This window comes from Halpernia humi (genome assembly GCF_900108025.1).
In the GTDB taxonomy this organism is placed as follows: Bacteria; Bacteroidota; Bacteroidia; order Flavobacteriales; family Weeksellaceae; genus Halpernia; species Halpernia humi.
Map to the genome: position 1 here is coordinate 215541 of NZ_FNUS01000004.1, position 20512 is coordinate 236052.

The 20512-nt window shown below is 34.6% G+C and carries 18 protein-coding genes; 6 read left to right on the forward strand and 12 right to left on the reverse strand.

Features of this window, described 5'->3' with window-relative positions; all coding sequences use genetic code 11:
- Window positions 1–5: 5 nt before the first annotated feature.
- From C4S29_RS09635 to C4S29_RS09665, 7 genes are all read right to left on the reverse strand, one after another.
- On the reverse strand, window positions 6–884 hold the full coding sequence (locus tag C4S29_RS09635) for an ORF6N domain-containing protein (protein ID WP_103913875.1): 879 nt from the start codon (window positions 882–884) through the stop codon (window positions 6–8).
- Window positions 884–2968, reverse strand: coding sequence for a type IA DNA topoisomerase (locus tag C4S29_RS09640; protein ID WP_103913876.1), 2085 nt, complete (start codon window positions 2966–2968; stop codon window positions 884–886). Before C4S29_RS09640 ends, C4S29_RS09635 begins: the two co-directional genes overlap by 1 nt.
- Window positions 2969–2971: 3 nt before the next feature.
- A complete protein-coding gene (locus C4S29_RS09645) occupies window positions 2972–4438 on the reverse strand; it encodes a DUF3945 domain-containing protein (protein WP_041516060.1) in 1467 nt (488 codons plus the stop codon).
- Between the two features lie 84 nt (window positions 4439–4522).
- Window positions 4523–4831 carry a helix-turn-helix domain-containing protein gene (locus tag C4S29_RS09650; protein WP_034871390.1) on the reverse strand — a complete coding sequence of 103 codons (309 nt, stop codon included), beginning with the start codon at window positions 4829–4831 and terminating at the stop codon, window positions 4523–4525.
- 24 nt (window positions 4832–4855) lie between these two features.
- Window positions 4856–5209, reverse strand: a complete 354-nt coding sequence (locus C4S29_RS09655; RefSeq protein WP_034871389.1) for a helix-turn-helix domain-containing protein — start codon at window positions 5207–5209, stop codon at window positions 4856–4858.
- A 251-nt stretch (window positions 5210–5460) separates the two neighbouring features.
- Window positions 5461–6306, reverse strand: coding sequence for an RteC domain-containing protein (locus C4S29_RS09660; protein WP_034871388.1), 846 nt, complete (start codon window positions 6304–6306; stop codon window positions 5461–5463).
- Between the two features lie 328 nt (window positions 6307–6634).
- The gene (locus C4S29_RS09665; RefSeq protein ID WP_103913877.1) at window positions 6635–7099 is read right to left on the reverse strand and encodes a DUF1573 domain-containing protein; all 465 of its coding nucleotides are present in this window, start codon (window positions 7097–7099) and stop codon (window positions 6635–6637) included.
- A gap of 116 nt (window positions 7100–7215) precedes the next feature.
- Between C4S29_RS09665 and C4S29_RS09670 the strand changes: the two genes are divergently transcribed.
- From C4S29_RS09670 to C4S29_RS09685, 4 genes are all read left to right on the forward strand, one after another.
- Window positions 7216–9834 (forward strand): valine--tRNA ligase, encoded by a 2619-nt coding sequence (locus C4S29_RS09670; RefSeq protein ID WP_103913878.1) that lies wholly within the window; start codon window positions 7216–7218, stop codon window positions 9832–9834.
- A gap of 215 nt (window positions 9835–10049) precedes the next feature.
- Window positions 10050–10685, forward strand: coding sequence for a DUF4241 domain-containing protein (locus C4S29_RS09675; protein WP_103913879.1), 636 nt, complete (start codon window positions 10050–10052; stop codon window positions 10683–10685).
- 45 nt (window positions 10686–10730) lie between these two features.
- Window positions 10731–11624, forward strand: coding sequence for a PfkB family carbohydrate kinase (locus tag C4S29_RS09680; RefSeq protein WP_103913945.1), 894 nt, complete (start codon window positions 10731–10733; stop codon window positions 11622–11624).
- Window positions 11625–11772: 148 nt separating this feature from the next.
- Entirely contained in the window at window positions 11773–12624 is an 852-nt protein-coding gene (locus tag C4S29_RS09685; RefSeq protein WP_103913880.1) for an alpha/beta hydrolase family protein, read from the forward strand.
- Window positions 12625–13007: 383 nt separating this feature from the next.
- On the opposite strand, the gene C4S29_RS09690 is transcribed toward C4S29_RS09685, so the two are convergent.
- The 5 genes from C4S29_RS09690 to C4S29_RS09710 all read right to left on the reverse strand — a co-directional run bounded on the left by C4S29_RS09690 (window position 13008) and on the right by C4S29_RS09710 (window position 18263).
- Complete coding sequence (locus C4S29_RS09690; protein ID WP_103913881.1) at window positions 13008–13580, reverse strand: acyl carrier protein phosphodiesterase; 573 nt, start codon at window positions 13578–13580, stop codon at window positions 13008–13010.
- Between the two features lie 79 nt (window positions 13581–13659).
- Complete coding sequence (locus C4S29_RS09695) at window positions 13660–14172, reverse strand: YceI family protein (protein WP_103913882.1); 513 nt, start codon at window positions 14170–14172, stop codon at window positions 13660–13662.
- Between the two features lie 165 nt (window positions 14173–14337).
- Window positions 14338–15069: a T9SS type A sorting domain-containing protein gene (locus tag C4S29_RS09700; RefSeq protein WP_103913883.1), complete on the reverse strand. Its 732-nt coding sequence runs from the start codon at window positions 15067–15069 to the stop codon at window positions 14338–14340.
- 246 nt (window positions 15070–15315) lie between these two features.
- Complete coding sequence (locus tag C4S29_RS09705) at window positions 15316–17772, reverse strand: TonB-dependent receptor (RefSeq protein WP_103913884.1); 2457 nt, start codon at window positions 17770–17772, stop codon at window positions 15316–15318.
- A gap of 176 nt (window positions 17773–17948) precedes the next feature.
- Window positions 17949–18263: a hypothetical protein gene (locus C4S29_RS09710; protein ID WP_146063302.1), complete on the reverse strand. Its 315-nt coding sequence runs from the start codon at window positions 18261–18263 to the stop codon at window positions 17949–17951.
- Between the two features lie 150 nt (window positions 18264–18413).
- Here C4S29_RS09710 and pfkA point away from each other — a divergent pair, with 150 nt between their 5' ends.
- Window positions 18414–19400 carry a 6-phosphofructokinase gene (pfkA, locus tag C4S29_RS09715; protein WP_103913886.1) on the forward strand — a complete coding sequence of 329 codons (987 nt, stop codon included), beginning with the start codon at window positions 18414–18416 and terminating at the stop codon, window positions 19398–19400.
- Between the two features lie 51 nt (window positions 19401–19451).
- Window positions 19452–20456 (forward strand): type I glyceraldehyde-3-phosphate dehydrogenase, encoded by a 1005-nt coding sequence (gap, locus tag C4S29_RS09720; protein WP_103913887.1) that lies wholly within the window; start codon window positions 19452–19454, stop codon window positions 20454–20456.
- Window positions 20457–20512 lie beyond the last annotated feature (56 nt).

A 20512-nucleotide genomic window follows, 5' to 3' on the forward strand; every position in this document is an offset into this window, starting at 1 on the left:
AGGGTTTATTGTTGGTTTAAGATTTTGAGCATTCTGCCGACTTCAATATCCATTCTCGAAAAGGCAAACCATTTCTTGCCCAGGTCTTTGAGTGATGCTCCGATATGGTAGAGTTCCGTATCGTCAATAATTAAAAAGCGGTCGTGAGCATCGGAAAAAATCTCAATCTCAATCGGAGGGTATTGGCTATTGTACCGTTGTACATCCAGCCTTAGCTGGTTGCTGATATTTTTGGTATAGATAGTTGCAGTTACAGCATCGTCACGTTTGCCCAATAAGGTTAGTACCGTATCATCTACATAATTATCCAGCAGGATAATGGAGTTTTTGGCATTACGAACAATGTCTGATACAAAGACATAGGCATCAAAAACCTGCCCATTGTAGAAAATTCCTTTTTCACTGTGGAGCTTATCGCTTTCCAAAGCCTTAAAAATCTCTTCAAATTTTTGGTCGGCTTCTAATTGTTTCAGTTCAATGTTATCTAAACGATGAAAAAGAGAGGCATTGCTGGTAAGCATTCTCCGCATTTCTACAAAGGCTTCCATAATTTCAACACTGACTTTAACCGCTATATCTGAACGGAGTATGGCAGAAGCCATTGCGACCCCTTGTTCGGTAAAAACATAGGGCAGATAACGTCTTCCGCCGTAGCTCAAACTTGAGGTTCCAATTTGGAACCTCAAGTTTTCAACGTCCTCTTCGGTCAGTTGAAAGCAGAAAGAAGCAGGAAACCTTTCAATATTTCTTTTTACGGCTTTGTTGAGGTTCTTTGTTTCCACTTGGTATAAGGAAGCGAGGTCGCTATCCAACATCACTTGCTTTCCACGTATGGAATAAATCAGGTTTTTGATTTCCATTATGCTAATAGGCTTATTTTCCATTACTTTTTGTAGCTTTTATTTTTGGTAAACTCAAAAGAGGTTTTGCAATCCTCATTCAACACGATATAAGCATCGAATTTCTTACCTGCCTTGCTTTTCATTCCTTTGATGAGTGAAGTTTTCTTTTTATTGATAAGGCTTTCAATATCGGCTATGCCGATTTGTACGCCACACACATTACGGAACTGAACCCAATTACAAGCCTCATCAGTACACTTCACGATTTTATCACGGATAATGAGTTGCTGGCTTTTGCATTTCGGGCAAATGAGTTTTGGCAAGTTGTTTTGGGCAATGGAAGTCTGCAACAGCTCATTGGTAATAGATGAGGCGTAATTTTCCATTTCCTTTTGAAACACCCTTGCATCTGCTTCGTTGTTTTCGATTTTCTGCAATGTGAGTTCCCATTCGGCTGTCATTGCCACGTCTGCAATTTTGCGATTTTTGACTAATTCGTAAACCTGTAATCCTTTCTCAGTTGGTATTAAAGATTTCTTATCTCGTTGGATATAATTTCGAGTAAACAGGGTTTCGATGATGGAGGCCCTTGTAGCGGGAGTGCCGATACCGATGTTTTGCAACGCTTTCCGTTCTTCTTCATTTTCTATTTCTCTTCCAGCACTTTCCATAGCTGATAAAAGTCCTGCTTCGGTATAAAGTACAGGTGGTTTGGTTTTCTTTTCGAGAACGGAAGCTTCTTTTATTTTGAGTTCATCGCCCTTATTTAGTTCAGGTAAATCCTGTACAGGCTCAATATCATCATCGGAGAAATTCCCTTTGATGGAACGCCAACCAGGTTCAATTATCTTACAGCCTTTTGCGGTAAAATCATAATGCAATGACTGTAAAGCAACATCGGTTATCTCCTTGATGCAGGCTTGTGAAAGGGCTTCGAGCAATCGAAAGGCAATCATATCATAAACGGAATTTTCCTTTGCATTCAGTGCTGAAGGAATTTTATCTGTAATCAACAAACCGTGGTGATCGGTAACACGCAAATCGTTCACAATACGTTTATTGAAGCGACCCCATTTCATTTTTGTAATCGCTTGTTTGCAGCTTTCTCTGTCCTGTAAAGCCCTTACAAGATTGGGGATTTCTGCCCACATATCCTCAGGAATATATTTGCTTCCGGTACGTGGATAAGTGATAAACTTCTTTTCATAGAGGCTTTGAGCAATATTTAGGGTTTCGTCAGCAGACAAATTCAGTTTTTTATTGGCTTCTTTCTGCAATCCGGTAAGATCGAATAGCAAAGGCAGTTGTTCCGTAACGCTTTTGGTTTCTACTGATGTAATTGTTGTAGTTTCGTTTCGTTGAATGGCTTTCAGCGTATCAACGGCAAGTTTTTGGTCTTCCCATTTTGTTTTGGAAATACTTTTAAAATCTATCAACTCTTTATTATGCGATAGCTGTATCTGCCAATAATTCTTAACCTTGAAATTCTTGTTTTCCAAATAACGTTTGCATATCAAAGCCAAGGTAGGCGTTTGCACTCTTCCGAGGGAATAGATACCATTTCCTGCGGCAATGCTCAATGCTTGTGTTGCATTAATGCCTACCAACCAATCAGCTCGGCTTCTGCCTTGTGCTGCTTGGTATAATCCGTCAAATTCTTTTCCTTGTTTTAGGTTTTCAAATCCTTGCTTGATGGCTTTTTCGGTCAACGAACTTATCCAAAGCCGTTCAAACGGTTTGTTGCATTTCAGGTATTCGTAGATGTAACGAAATATCAATTCGCCTTCACGGCCTGCATCGGTAGCCACAATAATGCTCTCGCTTTTATTGAAAAGCTGTTCAATAATTTTTAGTTGCTTTAACGCTCCTGTATCGGCTGTATAGCCTTTATCTTTTTTTACTTTGCGAACAGTTAATAAAAAAGAATTGGGTAAAATTGGTAACGCTGTTTTATCAAATCCCGAAATTCCATAATCTTCGGGCATTCCCAACCCTATTAAATGTCCGAATGCCCAGGTAACAAAATAGCCGTTGCCTGTAAGGTAGCCCTCCTTTTTATCAGATGCTCCCAAAAGTCCGGCTATTTCCCTTGCTACGCTTGGTTTTTCTGCAATGATTGTTTTCATACTTTAAGATATTTTTTTGCCTCTGGTTTTTGCTGGAGCTTTGGGCTTTTCCTGTTGTTCCTGCTGTTGTTTGTTTTTCGGTGTTTGTTGACCAGACTTCAAAGGCTCTTTGATATTTTTGGTCGCTTCATTGGTCTTGCCCTCCGAATTGACAGCAGTTTGCGTTTTATGGGCTTCGGTTGGTTTTACTCTTTCCTTGTATTGATTTGGAAATTCAAAATTGGTTTTTCCATTTTCTTTATTGAAAGTGATATAACCTTGATATGGTTGCCCTTTTTTATCTTTCAATCCATCAATGTAGATGGTTTGACCGGCTTTAAAATCCTTATGTTGATCATCGGTCAATTCTTTACCTCTGAATGTTTTTGGAGCTTCCTGAGATTGGTTTTGCTGATTGTTTTGAGTTTGTCCATTGCTTTGGGTTTGCCTGTTAGAATTGTTGCGGTCAAACAGAAACTCCACATATCGCTTGTCTGCATTGAATTGTACTGTTGCCGAAAATTCTGTTCCTTTGGTAGAAATCATACCCTCTAACTTTAGCGGTTTACCCTCCATTAAGGTTTGTTTCTGGGCATCGTCCAATTTCACGCCTTTAATTTCATCTGGAACTTTTATAAAATCCGTCCTCAATGCAATTACATCATTCGTTAGTCTGTCTATACTGATAATGGAAGGCATCAGTTCGCCAGTTTTGGAATTTTTCAAATCTACCACACGCCCCATATTACCAGTTTCGAGCAGGTTCTTTTTGTCTTCATCCGTAAACTTGTGCCCGAAAAATTCAAAATGCAAATTGGGTTCTTTTTTGATGCCGTGTATTCCTACCACAACTTTTCCGTCTTCGGCTTGCTGTAAAGACAAGCGGGCATCTGTACGAAGAATTGTACCACCGAGGTTGACACCAATCGGTAAGAGTTCATTCGTTTTGTAACCTTTCAATAAAGGTTCAAGTAGGTTTCTCTTTTCAAGGTATTCCTTGCTTAATCCGAGATTGGTCATAGTATCCCAATCAATCTGCTCCGGTTTGTAGCGGTATTCGCTTGCTTGCTGTGTTGTTTCTGTTGTTGCCATATTATTTTGATTTACTTGTTTTTTATCCGATTGCTGTTCTATTTTTACTTCGTGATCTTTCATTATTTTTTCGCCTTCAGGAGTTGGCTTGTCAACCTGCTTTTGCATTTCCTGTGCTTTTTCAACAGCGACAGGTGCAGGCACTTTAAAGAATGAAAAATTGGTAGGGTTCTTTAGCTGGCTGAAAAAATTGGAGAAGAAGTTCGAAAAGAAATCACCACTTTTGTCCACACGCATAAACTGGTTTTGGTTTTTCTTCGTGGGATCAACAGTTTCCATTTTCCCGTTTTCGTCTATACTCTTTACGGCTTGGATTTTCATTTTTTCTTTATCCAGCACCAGCAATATGTCCGATAACTGTTCGGGCATTTCCTGCTTATTTGTTGTTTCTTCACTCATAGTCTGAAAATTTTAAAATTCAATGCCGAATGTAAAGGAAGCCTTCACTGAATTGCATTACTTGGCACTCAAAGGCAGTGTTTGTCACTTATTGACGTTCATCTTAATTGTGGGTGGGTTAAAGCTATCTCTGATGAATTGATGAACATCAGACAATTTGTAATAAAGCTTTCCACTAATAGTATAATAGGGCAGTTTGCCGATGGAGCGATACCGTTGCAGGGAACGGTTGCTGATTTTCAGCATCTGAAGTAAATCCTGGTTATCGAGCAGTTCCTCGCCATCTATGCTATTACGTTTCTTCTGTAAATCATCTATATTATCGCCCAGCATATCAAGACGTCCCATTAAGCGTTCCATCCACGCCAAAAATTCCATTCTGTCAATATTCATAATGATATTTTTAAGGGTTCATACCTATTTTTTATCTGTCTTTAGCTTTCTGCCTTTTTCTATATAGCTTTTACCTTTTGCCATAAGCTCCTGTACAAATTCCTCACTACTCTGTATGGCGTTGGCATTAAGCATATCTTTTATGGATCCCATGGTGTAGAAATATTGACCGTAGATTTTTGAATAACTAATCTCGCCTTTGGTTCTCATACGCCATAAGGTTTTTTCGCTGATATGCAGGTATTGGCATACCTCGTGGTTATTGAGCCACAGGTCATCATAGCTTTTATCTTCCTGTCTTTTCAAATAGTCGGCAATGGCATTGATACGGCTATTTAGCTGTATCCACACGTCTTCTTCGATGGTTATTATTTTCATTGCATAGCTTTTTAAAGTTCACTATGCAAAATTGTGAAAGGTGGCAGTGTTTGTCTGCCAAGCCTTGCCAATTGGTTTGTCTGTTTTTTTAAAATTTTTACAATTAGGGAAAACCCTTGTTTAACAAGGTTTTTATGGGATTTTGGATATTTTGTAATGAAGTTTTGAGAGCATTTGCCAATTGGCAGATATGGGCAAAGAAAAAAGCAGTACGTTTTGGTACTGCTTTCAAACGGTTATTTTTGATATAGCTAAAGGTCTTTATCCATATATTCTTCGAGGGATATTTTGAGTTGGTCTAAAAATGCAGTTCTTGAACCTGCTCTTGTTTTCATTCGGTGGAAAGAATGATGAATATCATTTAAGGGAGTTCGGAATAGCACTTGAAAAATCAAAGCTAATTTTCGGATGCCTATTTTTCCGTATGCAATGGAATTTGAAGCATACAGAGCATATATCAGTTCGATAAGTGCATTTTGAGAATTGGTCCACGAAATATCCTTGTTTGTATCTAAATTTTGTAATATTGTATCGGGATTTTCTTCAGGATTTATTTTAGTAAGAGTGTAAGTATAAAGTAGTTCATTGGCAATAATATGTGCTATTTTGTTGTCGTAATATGTGGAGAAGCTAAGGTCAATTTCAAATACGCCACTCTTTAATCCATCGTGATAGTTAATCTTTCCGAGCCTGAAATAAGTGTGATCACGGTCGGTTCTGCCAGCACGGTAATATCTGTAGAAATCTTCATTGCAAATACTTTCTTTATATTCTAACTTGAGATTTTTTAAAACATTTTCATAATAACTTTGATGTATTTTACCATTACTCACGGGACAGGTAGTTTCTATCCGAAATACTTTATTGTAATAAATAAGTTTTCCAAGGATTTGCGGTTTAACATTCTTAAAGAAATCAACCTCTTGATCTTCATTTAAAAATCCAACTTGCAATACTTCAGTTTTAATAGCACACAACATTTCATTTAGAAACAAAGTCATTTGATATGCTTCATCAGATGACCTTATCATTTGAGAAGAAATTTTGTCCTCCTTATGCCGAATTTCTGATAATATTTTACTCAATATAATTTCCATAGCATAGATGTTTTTAAAGTTTACAGAATTTTATTCAGAACTCATCTAGTTCTTGGTATGCCAAAATTTGGAAATAATATTGAAACCAACACCACAGGTTCCCCCATATTGGGAAAGATTTTTTTGAATATTGTGTGCAAAAAGGGTAAAGCCTTATAGACTTTACCCTTTTATTTATTAAATTTGCAAAGATGATTTACAAGGTAATTCAATGAAAGTAAGCGCAGTGTGCACCATTACTAAATCGTTACCGATAAGGTTTTCAACTTTTGTAAACTGCTCTTTATTAGCCAATTTTGGCTATATTAATCTTTTTAAATAAAAAAAATTAATTTTTTGCTGGTTTTTGAGGTCTCATAGTCGAAACTTCATTTTTAGCAGGTGCCATTTGCGCTGTTTGTGCAGCAACTTGTGGTGCAGGAGCCGCATCACCAGTAACAATACCTTTTATATAAAGCACACTTCTACCATTTTTTGGATCGTTTGAGTAAACTTCAATTAATTTTTCAAAAGGATTTACCAATTGTGTGTTATATCCTACTTTTATTTTCGCCGATTTTCCTGGCATAATTGGATCTTGGCTCCATTCTGGCGTTGTGCAACCACAAGAAGGTTGTACTTTAGAAATAATTAAAGGCTTGTCGCCTGTATTTGTAACTGTAAAAAAGGTATGCCCATCAGAACCTTTTGCAATAGTTCCATAATCGTGAGTCGTTTCATTAAAAGAAATCGTCTGTGCAGAAGTAACTGCAAATGTTGCTGTTAAGAACAAACCTGCTAAAATATTTTTCATTTTTCTAAAATTATTTTTAATTAATAATAGGCAAAGTTAAATAATAATTAATAAATACAAGAAATGTTTTTTGATTATCTTATTTTTGCAAACATTACGTTTTAGAATTAAGAACTATGCAAATTTCAGAGAAATACAATCCGACCGAAACCGAAAACAAATGGTACAAATACTGGCTAGAAAATAATTATTTTCACTCCACGCCAGACGAAAGACCACCTTATACCATCGTTATTCCTCCACCAAACGTTACCGGAATTCTTCACATGGGGCACATGCTGAATAATACCATTCAAGATGTTTTGGTTAGACGCGCCAGAATGCAAGGTTATAATGCCTGTTGGGTTCCGGGGACGGATCATGCTTCTATTGCTACTGAAGCAAAAGTAGTGGCAAAATTAGAATCTGAAGGCATAAAAAAAGATAATTTAACACGGGAAGAATTTCTAAAACACGCCTGGAAATGGACCGACGAATATGGCGGAACAATTTTAGAACAATTAAAAAAACTCGGTTGCTCTTGCGATTGGGAGCGCACAAAATTCACATTAGAAGAAAATCTTTCTAAACAAGTCGTAAAATCTTTTGTTGATTTATTTAATAAAGGTTTAATTTATCGCGGATACAGAATGGTAAATTGGGATCCGAAAGCCAAAACCAATATTTCTGATGAAGAAGTAATTTTTAAAGAACAAAACGGCAAATTATATTATTTAAAATACAGAGTTGAAAATTCTGACGAGTTTTTAACCGTCGCCACTACCCGACCAGAAACCATTTTTGGCGATACCGCTGTTTGCGTGAATCCAAATGATGAAAAATATTTTCATTTAAAAGGAAAAAACGTCATCGTTCCCTTAGTAAATCGTGTGGTTCCTGTGATAGAAGATGATTATGTGGATATTGAATTTGGAACTGGCGCTTTAAAAATTACACCAGCGCACGATATTAACGATTATGAAATCGGTAAAAAACACAATTTAGAAATCATAGATTCTTTGGATGATGATGGAAATTTGAATTCATTCGCACCAAAATATGCGGGAGAAAACAGATTTATTGTCAGAAAAAAAATCGCAAAAGAACTGGAGGAAAATGATCTTCTTTTAAAAGCCGAAGATTACGTAAATAAAGTGGGAACTTCCGAAAGAACAGGCGAAATCATCGAACCAAAATTGTCGGTGCAATGGTTTCTGAAAATGGACGACATTGCAAAACCTGCGTTGGATGTTGTGATGAACGACGAGATAAAATTCTTCCCAGAAAAATTCAAAAACACCTACAAACATTGGCTAGAGAACATTCGCGATTGGAATATTTCGCGGCAACTTTGGTGGGGACAGCAAATTCCTGCGTATTATTTCGGTGAGGGCGAAAACGATTTCGTAGTGGCGGAAAATATTGACGAAGCCTTAATTTTAGCAAAAGAAAAAACCGACAACCGACAACTGACAACCGACAACCTAAAACAGGAACAAGACGCGCTTGATACTTGGTTTTCTTCGTGGCTTTGGCCAATTTCAGTTTTTGATGGTTTAAATAATCCCGAAAACGAAGAAATAAATTATTATTATCCCACAACAGATTTAGTAACCGCGCCTGATATTATCTTTTTTTGGGTGGCAAGAATGATCATGGCAGGTTTAGAATTTAAACAAGAAATTCCATTTAAAAATGTTTATTTCACTGGAATTGTGCGCGATAAGCAGCGTAGAAAAATGTCAAAATCATTGGGAAATTCACCTGATCCCATAAAACTGATTGAAAATTATGGCGCAGATGGCGTTCGTGTAGGAATTTTATTGAGTTCAGCGGCGGGAAATGATTTGCTTTTTGATGAAGATTTAATGCTTCAAGGACGAAATTTTGCCACCAAAATTTGGAATGCTTTCCGATTGGTTCAAAATTGGGAAAAATCTGAAGAAATTAAACCAAATTCAGCAGATTCACAGGCGATTGATTGGTTTGAAAATCAAATTAATAAAACGCTTATTGAAGTTGCAGATCAATTTGAAAAATTCAGGATTTCTGATGCTTTGCATTTAATTCATAAGTTAATTTGGGACGATTTTTGCTCTTGGTATTTAGAAATTATCAAACCCAATTACGGCGATCCAATTTCTAGGGAAGTTTATCAAAAAACCATCTATTTCTTCGAAGAGTTAATGAAATTGGTGCATCCATTTATGCCATTTTTGTCTGAAGAACTTTGGCAGCAAATGGGAAATAGAAATATTGATGAAGCCTTAGTTATTTCACAGCAGAAAAAAGCAGAAAATTTTAACGAAGAATTGGTGAAAAACTTTGATTTCACGAAAGAAATAATTTCGGGGATTAGAAATTACCGCCAATCTAAAGGCATTTCGCCTCGCGAAACAGTAGAAATTTTTACCAATGCAGATGCTTTCAAAAATGAAGATATTATTAAAAAATTAGGAAATTTTGATGCTGTTTATTTTAAGCAAAAAACAGAAAAACCATCTTTTACCTTTTTAGTTGGAAGTACAGAAATCTCAATTCCTTTAAGTGAAAACCTTGATTTAGAAGAAGAAAAAAAGAAAACTGAAGAAGAACTAAAATATTTACAAGGTTTTTTAATTTCAGTGGAAAAGAAATTATCCAACGAAAAATTTGTTGCAGGTGCGCCAAAACAAGTTTTAGAAAACGAACAAAATAAGAAGAAAGACACGTTGGATAAAATCAAATTATTAGAGGAAAAACTGAAAACGCTTTAGGGTTTTTAACAAATAAGTCACATGAGAAGAAGTAAATATTGGTATTTAATTAGATCACTTTAGTTTTTTTACTTCCTCAAAATGACTTTAACTTTAAAATAAAATCGGGTATTTGTAATATTAAATACAATTTTTAAACTCGGAGGCACAGAGATTATTTTTGCTTCATATCCAAAAAGGACAAAGCCGTAATTATTGAAAATATAACAGAAAAAATGAAGCATTTAGAAAATTTAGCAAAATTATTCAGTAAAAATTTAGCAGATAATATCTTAATAGATACTTATGAAGCAGGAGAATTGCACATTAGTTCTGGAGAAATAATTGCGTGCGATCCGCTAATCACCAATGATAAAGCACCATTTCTAACCCAGTTTCCAAAAGGCGATTTTCCAATTTTAATTCATAAAGAAAAAGAAAGTAACTGCGTGGCTTACGTTGAAATTACCTTTTCAGATAAAGCGATAAAAAACTGGGAATTAGCGCTTTGTGAAAATCAAAACATTAAAGAATTAGCAGACGGCGAAATCTTTGGATATCCCGTAAAAAGCGGAATGGGCTGTTTTATGGACGTAAAAACGCAGGAGAGTTTAAACCATTTAGAAACCCGACTTTACCACAGAAAAGGTGCAGATTTTATGGGCATTTATGAAGAATTTTTTCATCCATTTTTTATCGATTTAAGCGGTGCTACCAACCAATTCTCTATTATAAAACCTGATGAAGATGAAGCAGAAAATATGATTGCTTTTGAAACGGGCTATGGTGAAGGATTTTATGGAACTTATATCGCATTCGACTTGCAAAATAAACCCGTAAAAATTATTTCAGAATTTATAGAAATGGCTTAATTTTAGCAAAAAGAATTTTTATTTTTTAATATGAATATTCAAAACATGAAATTTAACGCAGATTATTCGCCAAAAATTGTGGTAGTAGGCAGTTGTTCAATCGATTTGGTTCTTAATACTTCCCGAATGCCACAAGCAAACCAAACAATTCTAGCAGACCGATCGCAAAGTTTTTTCGGTGGAAAGGGCGCCAACCAAGCCGTTGCAACTTCTAGATTGGGCGCAAGCGTTTATTTTATTGGTGCAATTGGCGCAGATCCCCACGGACAACAAATTTGCCGAAATTTTCGTGAAGAAAATATTAATTATGGATTTCTAGTTGAAAAACCTGCAAGTTCCACAGGCACAGCATTTGTCATCGCTTCTGAAGGAAAAAACGCAATCACTGTAGTTCCAGCAGCAAATAATTTGCTATCTCCAAAAGATATTGATGCCGCTGAAAAAGTAATTTCGGAAGCAGATTTGGTTCTTACGCAATTAGAAATTCCCTTGGAAACTATTGAATATTTGTATAAAAAATGCGAAAAATTAAAAGTAAAAATTGCCATTTACGCCGCGCCAGGACAAAAACTTCCACAAAATATAATTGATCAATCGGAATTTATTATTGCAAAAACCTGCGATTTAGGCGCTATTTTCGGCCCAGAAAGTAGAGAGCAAATTATGAAAAGCCTGCCCAACAAATTATTTGTGCGAGACGATACCAATTCTACCATCTATTTTAATGGGTCAGAAATGAGTTATTATAGAAATGATCCAGCGCAAACAGCCCACAAAATGGGAATGGGTGATGCTTTCACAAGTGGATTTGCCATTGCATATTGCCATAAAAATCAGATTAAAGATTGTGTGAAATTTGGAAATGATGTTTCTCTTAAAGTCGCAGAAAATAGAGGCTCACAAAGTGGATTGCCATTCTTAAAAAATGTTTTGGTTTAGTCTTTAACTACAAAGCACAAAAAGATTTTTACTTTTTATCACGAAGAGCACAAAAATAAATATAGAAAATTGTAAATTTTTATTTACTTCCGAAATCGATTTAATTTTAATGGAATATTCAAATTTTTTCATAAATGTTATACTTTAAATGAAAGAATTAAAATTAAAAAACAATTTGAGCCAACCGATTGTCGCAACTCTTTTTGAACCCAAAATTTCAAACGGAAAACTCATTTTAATTAATTCTGCAACAGGCGTAAAACAACAAATCTATTTTAAAATTGCTCAGTTTTTTTCAAAAAAAGGTTTTACGGTTTTCACTTACGATTATTCTGGAATCGGCCTTTCTAAACCAAAAAATCTGAAAAACCACAATAGTTCTATGCGAACTTGGGGCAAGGAAGATTTTACCACCTTGACGGATTTTATAAAAAACAACTATCCAGATTTTGAAAAATATTTAATCGGACACTCTGTTGGCGCGTTGATTTTGGGTATGAATGAAGATTCTAAATTGTTTAAAAGTTTTGTTTTTATCAGTACACAAAAAGCCTTTGTGGGCCATTTAAAATTAAAAATCAAAATTTTAGGCTATCTCGGCTTTGGCATTATACAACCACTTTCAACAAAACTTTTCGGATATTTTCCAGCTCATAGATTTGGTTTGGGTGAAAGTTTACCAAAAAATGTAGCGAAAGATTGGCGTACACTTATTTTAAATAAAAAATCGACCAATGCACTTTTAGAAAAAATGGGTTTTAATTTTTCGAGTGATTTACACCAAAAAGTTTTGGTTTTGCGCGCCGAAGATGATGCTTGGCTTACTGAAAAAGGAGTGAAAAGTTTACTTAATGAAACCTTTCCAAATCTGAAACCTACTTATAAAATCTTAAAAACTTCAGATTCGCCGAAAGTTGAGGTTGGGCATATTAATTTTTTTCGTTCTTATAATGAACCGTTGTGGACGGTGATTTCTGACGAATTTTCTCGCGCGGATTGAGCATTTTTTTTGACATTTCTGAAAAACTTACGCTCACAGATTTTGCTGATTTGGCAGATTTTAATGCTTTTGAAATTTAATATTCTTTAGAATTTATCGCGTGGATTTCACGGAATTGCAAAGATTCCTTTTATAAAAATTAACTTATTTAACATGTTGTGCATATAGAAAAATATTAAACGCAAAGGCACAAATAAATCATTTTCAAAGTTTTACGTTTATAAGACGCAAAGTTTTAACTTCGTTAAAAGATGAAAATCTTTGATTTTCTTACGCCTTTGAACTATTTTCATAATAACTAAGTTCTTGTGCCTTTGCGTTTAACTTGATTTACGGTTAATTATGCAGCTTGACTAAATGCACAACAGGTTTATTTAATCAATTTAAAATTGAGAGTTGGTCTTGGTGATATGCGCTAATAAATCAGGAAAAAAAAGATTAAATTTTTCTTGTAAAAATGCTTTGTTTTTGAGAAAAACTTCGAAAATTGGAATATCTTTTTCTAAATATTTTGCTTTGTTTAAAACATTTTGGAAACTGTATTTTATACCCCATTCAAATCTATAATTGTAGAGCCAATTATCTTTTTGCATACCATTTAAACGGCTTTCAAAACTTTCAGGAAAAAAAAATTGGTGTTTCCGCAAAGCTAAATATACTTTATCTGTATGGCTTTTCAACTCCTTTTCTGCTAAATGATTGGCCAAAAAATAATCAAAACTTACATCTATAAAAGCACCTGAATAAAGCCGAACTAACGGTTGATAAATCTGTTTGGCTTCTGAAATTATGGGGTGAGAATCTGTGAAAGTATCTATTTCGCGATGTAAAATTATGCCTTGCTGGATTTGTTTTGGTAAATTTCCCCGCGCATTATTTTTCACATAATCTTCTAAAAATTGCCCTACAATTTGCTGGTCTGAAAATGAGAGGTAAGAATGCGCCAAATAATTCATGGGAGTAAATGTAACTAAAAATAAAAAAATTCTATGATTTAAAGGAAAATCATAGAATTTTTTTTTTTAAAAGGTATTTTTAAGCTTGTTTCACAAACTGAAATTCGCCAGAAATTTTCACCTCATCGCTTACCAAAACACCGCCAGTTTCCAAGGCAGAATTCCAGTTTAAGCCAAAATCTTTTCTATTAATTTTTCCCTCCACCGAAAAACCGGCTTTGGTATTTCCCCACGGATCTATATTGATTCCGCCAAAATCTACGACCAATTTTACGGGTTTTGTAACACCGTTCATGGTTAAATTACCCGTGATTTCGTCATTCAAAGCATCACTTTCAAAAGTAATCGTCGGGTTTGCTTCTGTGTTAAAAAAATCAGCGCTTTTCAAGTGCTTGTCTCTGTCTGTATTGTTTGTGAAAATTGAATCTGTTTGGATTGTAGCGGTGGTTTTCGCATTTTTAAAAGATTCGTCTTCTGCTTGGATTTCTGCATCAAATGTTTGAAAGTTACCCTTTAAATTTGAAATCATCATGTGTTTTACTTTAAAAGTAAGTTCACTGTGCGCTGGGTCTAATTTCCATGTTGTAGCCATAATATTATCTATTTTATGATTAATTATGGTGCAAATTTATGGGAATATCAGTTTAAGAAATCTTGATGTAAGTTAAGAAATAGATTCTTCGGCTAAAAATTTCGTTAAACAAAAAAAAGAGAAAATAAAATATATTTTCTCTTTTAAAAACTCTATAAAATGGTTTTATTTAATGAATTTTACAGATTGTTTGTTACCGTTTGCATCTTCTACAACACAGAAATAAGTACCTTTTTGGGAAATATTTAAACTCATTTTTTCGTTTGCACTTAATTTTTTCTTGCTTTTAGAATTTAACAATTTTCCAGAAACATCATATACCTTAATGTCATAAACACCAGATTTTTTGAGGTATAAATTTCCATCAATAATTTCTGCTATTTTCGGAGCAAGATTTACTTCTTTACTTGCTAAAATAACTTTTGCGGGTGTAAATGCGAAATTTTGATCAGCAGTTTGCCAAGTTGAAGCACTACCCGGATCGGGCGCACATTCATAGGTTTGCCCTTTTCTAATAATAAAATACCCATTAGAAACTTCGGTTCCGTCTGGTAGAATGCCTCCTGCACCATCAAAATTATGGGTTTTAAAATTTATGCTTGCTTCGTATTTATTGGTTGATGCGTTATAATACATTTTAATTAAATTACTTGGGTCGCAATTATTCCATTGGTCGTGGTATTCCCAAACGGTGGTGCTGTTATTGGTATCTATTCCTAGATAAAGATAAAGTGGGTTTTCACTTTGCGGGTCTAATTCTGACCAGCCTGTTACTGGATCTGGGCCGTAAGTGATTGTTACAACATCATTGATGGTTCTTGGATAGGGCGTTACTTCAATTTGTGAGAAAAGCATCAAGCCATAAACTGAAAGTAAAACTGATAATAATTTTTTCATTTTTTTTCGTTTAAATGTTTTTCAAATTTAAAAATTTATTTTAGATATAATAATTTATTTTTTATAAAAATATATGCAAGTTTTTTTATAAAAATTTAGTTATTAACAATTTACCAGTTAAAATCATTTAATATCAAAATCCAGGCAAAGTCATTGATTCTAAAAACACGCAGATAAAAAAAATTCTATGATTTATTGAAAAATCATAGAATTTTTAAAATGGTTTTAATTTGAAATTATTAAGTTTTAAAAAGCCTTAACCAGTTTGAAACTGATATTTGTGCCCATATTGTAGATTCCTAAATGTCCGTTTGGAGAGGCGGAATATTCTTCAAAATATTTTAATCTGCTTAAGTGATCTTGGTAGGCAACATTAAATAAATTGTTGGCCAAAACATAAACATCAAACAAATTATTACCTTTTTTATTTAAAATAGAAGTTCCAAAACCAACATTTATCAGAGAATATCCTGGTGTAGGTGTTTCTGTATTATCGTAGCTGTAAACTCTATTTTGTGTAGCAGTATATTGAAGTTGTAATTTCACAAAAGTTTTAGAAAAAGTATTTGATTTTTCCTCAAAATTATAACGCAATTCTGAAAGTAATCTAAATGGTGGCATTTGTGGCACATATTTATTTTCTACGGTTCTTTCTGCGCCAGTAAAACTTTCATTGTCGCCATAAATTAAAGAAGCAGAATTTTCAAAATGTAAATTTTTAAAAATATGAAAATCTATATTTCCCTCTAAACCATAAAGCAGAACTTTGCCTTGTTGAAATTTATAAGTAGGATATTTTTGCCCACCACTTTCACTTAAAACATCGGTTCCATCTGCATTTTGCAAACGTGAGTTGTATATATAATTATTGATATGGTTTACAAATAAACTTGCGCCCGCATTTACAAATTTGGAAGAAAACGTTCCGCCCAAATCGGCTTGCGTACTAAATTCTGGTTTAAATTGATCATTACCAATTTGATACAAACCCGTCCCTGGATGAACACCATTTGCAGAAATTTCTGAAACATTTGGCGCTCTGTATCCTCGGGCTAAATTGGATTTCAAAGCCCATTTTCTGTTAAAAATATAAGTAGCACCAAAACTTCCTGTTACACCTTCAAAGTTGGTAGAATAGTCGCTAAAGAGTTTGTCGGCTCCAACTCTATCACTTCCATAAACTGGCTGATCAAAACCACTGATAGCATTTGGCTTGGTATATAAGTCATAATTACTAAATTTTCTGTAATCATAGCGAATTCCACCTGCTAAATTTAATTTATCCCAATCTTTTTTAAATGTAACGAAAGCACCTAAATCAAATTGGTTGTAAGACGGAATTACAAATTCGGTTCCGCCAAGAACGTCGTTTTTTTGATACATCCCATTAACACCAAAAACAATATCCCACTTATCAAATTGAGGTAAATTGTATTTCACATCGTAATTAAAAGTATTTAGTTTTAAATCTAAACCAGGCACATTTTGGTAGGGCACTTCGGGATGGCTAAACTCTTGTCTTTCACTTATTTGATAAGCAAAATTTGCATCTAATCTACTATCTCCTAAATAGAAAGTATTTTTTAAAAATGCTCTGTAATGCTGCACTTTTTGATGCAAAACCGATATTTTATAAGAACTCAACTCACTATCTGGAACAATTGGGCGGAAAGTATCTGCTTCTGTAATCTGGCTGGTGAATTTTCTAGATAAAGAGTCTCGGCTTCCGTCAGGAATTTCTTGTAAATCATTAAATAAAGAAACATTCAAATGGCTAAAACCCCACTTTTTATGCAAACCTAAAAAAACATCGGCCGCAGTTTGGTTAAAACCTGTATTGTAAACGCGGCCATCAATTTTATTGCGATAATTAGTAGCGGCTTGTTTAGAAATTCTACCGCCGTATTCGAAGCCATTTTTATTTCCTGTTAAAAATAAAGAGCCGCCATACATGCCATTATTGGTTTGATATTCTGTTGTTGCAGAACCCGAAATTTTATTTTCAGGACCGGCTCCGGTTGGTATCAAGTTTACAACGCCCGCCAAAGCATCGGATCCGTACATTAAACTTGCAGGCCCTTTTATCACTTCTATATGGTCTATTCCATAATTATCTACTTCAATACCGTGTTCGTCTCCCCATTGTTGGCCTTCTTGGCGAATGCCATCATACAAAGTGAGAATTCTATTAAAACCAAGACCTCTAATAATAGGTTTTGAAATGTTTGGTCCACTCGTAACTGTGCTTACGCCAGGTGTTTTTGCAATGGCATCAATAATATTAGTTGACAAATTCGTCACAATATTGGCTTTGCTAATACTCACAATCGGCAAAGGTGATTTTTTGATTTGGACTGCTTTGGAAGAGCCTGTGATCACGACTTCGGCAATCTCGGTGGCGCTTTTATCTAATTTAAAATCGGCTGTGGTTTCACCTTGAATCTTTACCGTTTTAGAAAAAGATTTATAATCACTCGCGGTAGCTTCAATCACATAAGATGCCGCTGGAATATTTGAGAAATGGTAATTTCCCATTGCATCTGTAAGAACAGAATTATGCAAATCTACAATGGTTACTTTTGCATTTGGGATTGGTTTATTTGTGGTATCGTCCACTATTTTTCCCGATAAAGCATTTTGCGAATAGCCTAAAAAGCCTAGAAATAAGCCTAAAAAAAGGCTTAAAATATATTTAAAATTCATTTTTTTTATTTAAAATTATTGCAACAAACTATTATAAAACATTTGCTGCATTATATGTAAAAACTGAGAATAATTGCGTCTATATATATAATGATATAAACAGTTTTGAAAACTAAAAACATAGTAATTACCTCCACTACATTGGTGAGATAAGCATTACTAATTTTCAAAAAACTTTAAATAAATTGTGGCGGTCCGCGCAGATGGCGGTGGAAAAGTGATATTTTGCTTATGCGATAATTCGCTTCAGTGATTTTTAATTCAGTAAAATTAAAATCTGATAGCGTAACCGCAAATGAAGGTGGCAAAAGAATTGGCGCTGAAGCAAAATGACATGAAAGACAATCATCGCTATTATTGATGGTACTTTGTGCGCTAATTTTAGCGGTAGAATTTTTAAAATTAAAATCCTTGTAGAAATAGCCAGCATTGTGCTTGTGGATGTTTGATGCAATTAAAAACGCAAAAATATAAATGCTGGAAAACAGCACCGATAAATACTTTTTTAAATTATTATTGCAATTCACGTGGGCAAAGTTACAAAATAAGTGTAATATGGTTACAAAAAAAGTGTAACATTCACCTATAATTCATATAAATTAAAAGTGAATTTTGTAAATTTGCAGTGAAAAAAAATATATATGGCAGAAAGTGCAGTGAAAAAGATAGCGGTTTTTACTTCTGGCGGTGATGCACCAGGAATGAATGCAGCAATAAGAGCGGTTGTAAGAACAGCCAATCATTTTAATATTGAATGTTTCGGCGTTTGGGAAGGCTACAATGGTTTAATAAAAGGCGAATTTATAAAAATGGGGCCACGCTCCGTGAAAAACATCATAAACCGAGGTGGTACAATTTTGAAATCTGCGCGCTCTTTAGAATTTAAAACAAAAGAAGGACGGCAAAAAGCCTACGAAAATTGCAAAAAAGAAGGTATCGATGCCTTGGTTTGTATTGGTGGTGATGGAACTTTTACTGGTGCAACTATTTTTAATGAAGAATTCGGCATTAAAACGATTGGTATTCCCGGAACGATTGATAATGATATTTTTGGCTCCGATAATACAATTGGTTACGATACCGCCCTCAATACTGCGATGGATGCTATTGACAAAATTCGAGATACTGCTACGTCGCACAACCGCGTATTTTTTGTAGAAGTAATGGGGCGTGATGCAGGTTTTATTGCTTTAAATAGTGGTATTGCAGCGGGCGCTTTGGATATTATTATACCTGAAACAAGAGATAATATTGATGACCTTTTTGAAACTTTTGTAAAAGCACAAAAAGCGGGAAAATCTTCTAGTATTGTGGTGGTTGCAGAAGGCGAAAAATTAGGGAATATTTATGGTTTAGCAGAACTCACAAAAAAACAATTCCCACATTATGATATTCGTGTTGCAATTTTAGGGCATATTCAGCGCGGTGGTTCTCCATCTTGTGCAGATAGAGTTTTGGCAAGTAGATTGGGCTATGGCGCAGTTGTAGGCTTGATGGAAGGCAGAGTAAATGTAATGGCTGGTTTGCAAGCCAACAAATTAGTATTCACGCCATTTAGAGAAGCCATTAAAAAACACAATAATATTAATGAAGATCTATTAAGAATATCAGAAATATTAGCAATTTAGCGATTGTATATTTCAAAAAATTAAATAAATAATTAATACAAAATTAAAATTATGTCTAAAATTAAAGTAGGAATTAACGGATTTGGTAGAATTGGCGGACTTGTCTTTTCTGCGATGTCTAAAAGAGAAAATATCGAAATTGTAGGAATCAATGATTTGATTGATGCAGAATACATGGCTTACATGTTAAAATATGATTCCGTGCACGGACAATTTCCAGGTGAAGTGCGTGTAGAAGGAAACGATTTAATCGTTAATGGCAATAGAATCCGAGTTACTTCTGAAAGAGATCCTAACAACTTAAAATGGAATGAAGTAGGTGCAGAATATATTGTAGAATCTACGGGTTTATTTTTAACTAAAGAAAGTGCGCAAGCGCATCTAAATGCGGGTGCAAAAAAAGTAGTTCTTTCTGCCCCATCAAAAGACGATACACCTATGTTCGTAATGGGAGTAAATCACAAAAATTTAACAGCAGATGTCAATATTTTTTCGAACGCCTCTTGTACCACTAACTGTTTAGCACCAATCGCTAAAGTTTTAAATGATAACTTCGGTATTGTAGAAGGTTTAATGACGACAGTGCACGCAACAACTGCTACACAAAGAACTGTAGATGGACCTTCACATAAAGATTGGAGAGGCGGCCGTTCTGCTTTATTAAACATTATTCCATCTTCTACAGGTGCTGCTAAAGCGGTAGGAAAAGTAATCCCAGAATTAAACGGAAAATTAACAGGAATGTCCTTTAGAGTACCAACTGCAGATGTTTCTGTGGTAGATTTAACTGTTAGATTAGAAAAAGCAACGTCTTATGACGAGATTGCTCAAGCGATGAAAACGGCTTCAGAAGGAGAATTAAAAGGAATTCTTGGTTATACAGAAGATCAAGTTGTTTCTCAAGATTTTATTGGTGATAAAAGAACTTCTATTTTCGATAAAGGAGCGGGAATCATGCTTTCACCAAACTTCGTGAAAGTAGTTTCTTGGTATGATAACGAAACTGGATATTCAAATAAATTAACAGATTTATTAGAATATTCTTCAACTTTGTAAGATTTTAACTAAAATAAAAAAGAACCTCTCAAAATAATTGAGAGGTTTTTTTTGCC

Coding starts and splice junctions, on each gene's coding strand:
- C4S29_RS09660 (WP_034871388.1), bottom strand. CDS start 6,306: ATGGAAATTATATTGAGTAAAATATTATCAGAAATTCGGCATAAGGAG.
- pfkA (WP_103913886.1), top strand. CDS start 18,414: ATGGCAGAAAGTGCAGTGAAAAAGATAGCGGTTTTTACTTCTGGCGGT.
- C4S29_RS09705 (WP_103913884.1), bottom strand. CDS start 17,772: ATGAATTTTAAATATATTTTAAGCCTTTTTTTAGGCTTATTTCTAGGC.
- C4S29_RS09700 (WP_103913883.1), bottom strand. CDS start 15,069: ATGAAAAAATTATTATCAGTTTTACTTTCAGTTTATGGCTTGATGCTT.
- C4S29_RS09675 (WP_103913879.1), top strand. CDS start 10,050: ATGAAGCATTTAGAAAATTTAGCAAAATTATTCAGTAAAAATTTAGCA.
- C4S29_RS09640 (WP_103913876.1), bottom strand. CDS start 2,968: ATGAAAACAATCATTGCAGAAAAACCAAGCGTAGCAAGGGAAATAGCC.
- C4S29_RS09635 (WP_103913875.1), bottom strand. CDS start 884: ATGGAAAATAAGCCTATTAGCATAATGGAAATCAAAAACCTGATTTAT.
- C4S29_RS09690 (WP_103913881.1), bottom strand. CDS start 13,580: ATGAATTATTTGGCGCATTCTTACCTCTCATTTTCAGACCAGCAAATT.
- C4S29_RS09670 (WP_103913878.1), top strand. CDS start 7,216: ATGCAAATTTCAGAGAAATACAATCCGACCGAAACCGAAAACAAATGG.
- C4S29_RS09680 (WP_103913945.1), top strand. CDS start 10,731: ATGAAATTTAACGCAGATTATTCGCCAAAAATTGTGGTAGTAGGCAGT.
- gap (WP_103913887.1), top strand. CDS start 19,452: ATGTCTAAAATTAAAGTAGGAATTAACGGATTTGGTAGAATTGGCGGA.
- C4S29_RS09665 (WP_103913877.1), bottom strand. CDS start 7,099: ATGAAAAATATTTTAGCAGGTTTGTTCTTAACAGCAACATTTGCAGTT.
- C4S29_RS09695 (WP_103913882.1), bottom strand. CDS start 14,172: ATGGCTACAACATGGAAATTAGACCCAGCGCACAGTGAACTTACTTTT.
- C4S29_RS09655 (WP_034871389.1), bottom strand. CDS start 5,209: ATGAAAATAATAACCATCGAAGAAGACGTGTGGATACAGCTAAATAGC.
- C4S29_RS09650 (WP_034871390.1), bottom strand. CDS start 4,831: ATGAATATTGACAGAATGGAATTTTTGGCGTGGATGGAACGCTTAATG.
- C4S29_RS09685 (WP_103913880.1), top strand. CDS start 11,773: ATGAAAGAATTAAAATTAAAAAACAATTTGAGCCAACCGATTGTCGCA.
- C4S29_RS09645 (WP_041516060.1), bottom strand. CDS start 4,438: ATGAGTGAAGAAACAACAAATAAGCAGGAAATGCCCGAACAGTTATCG.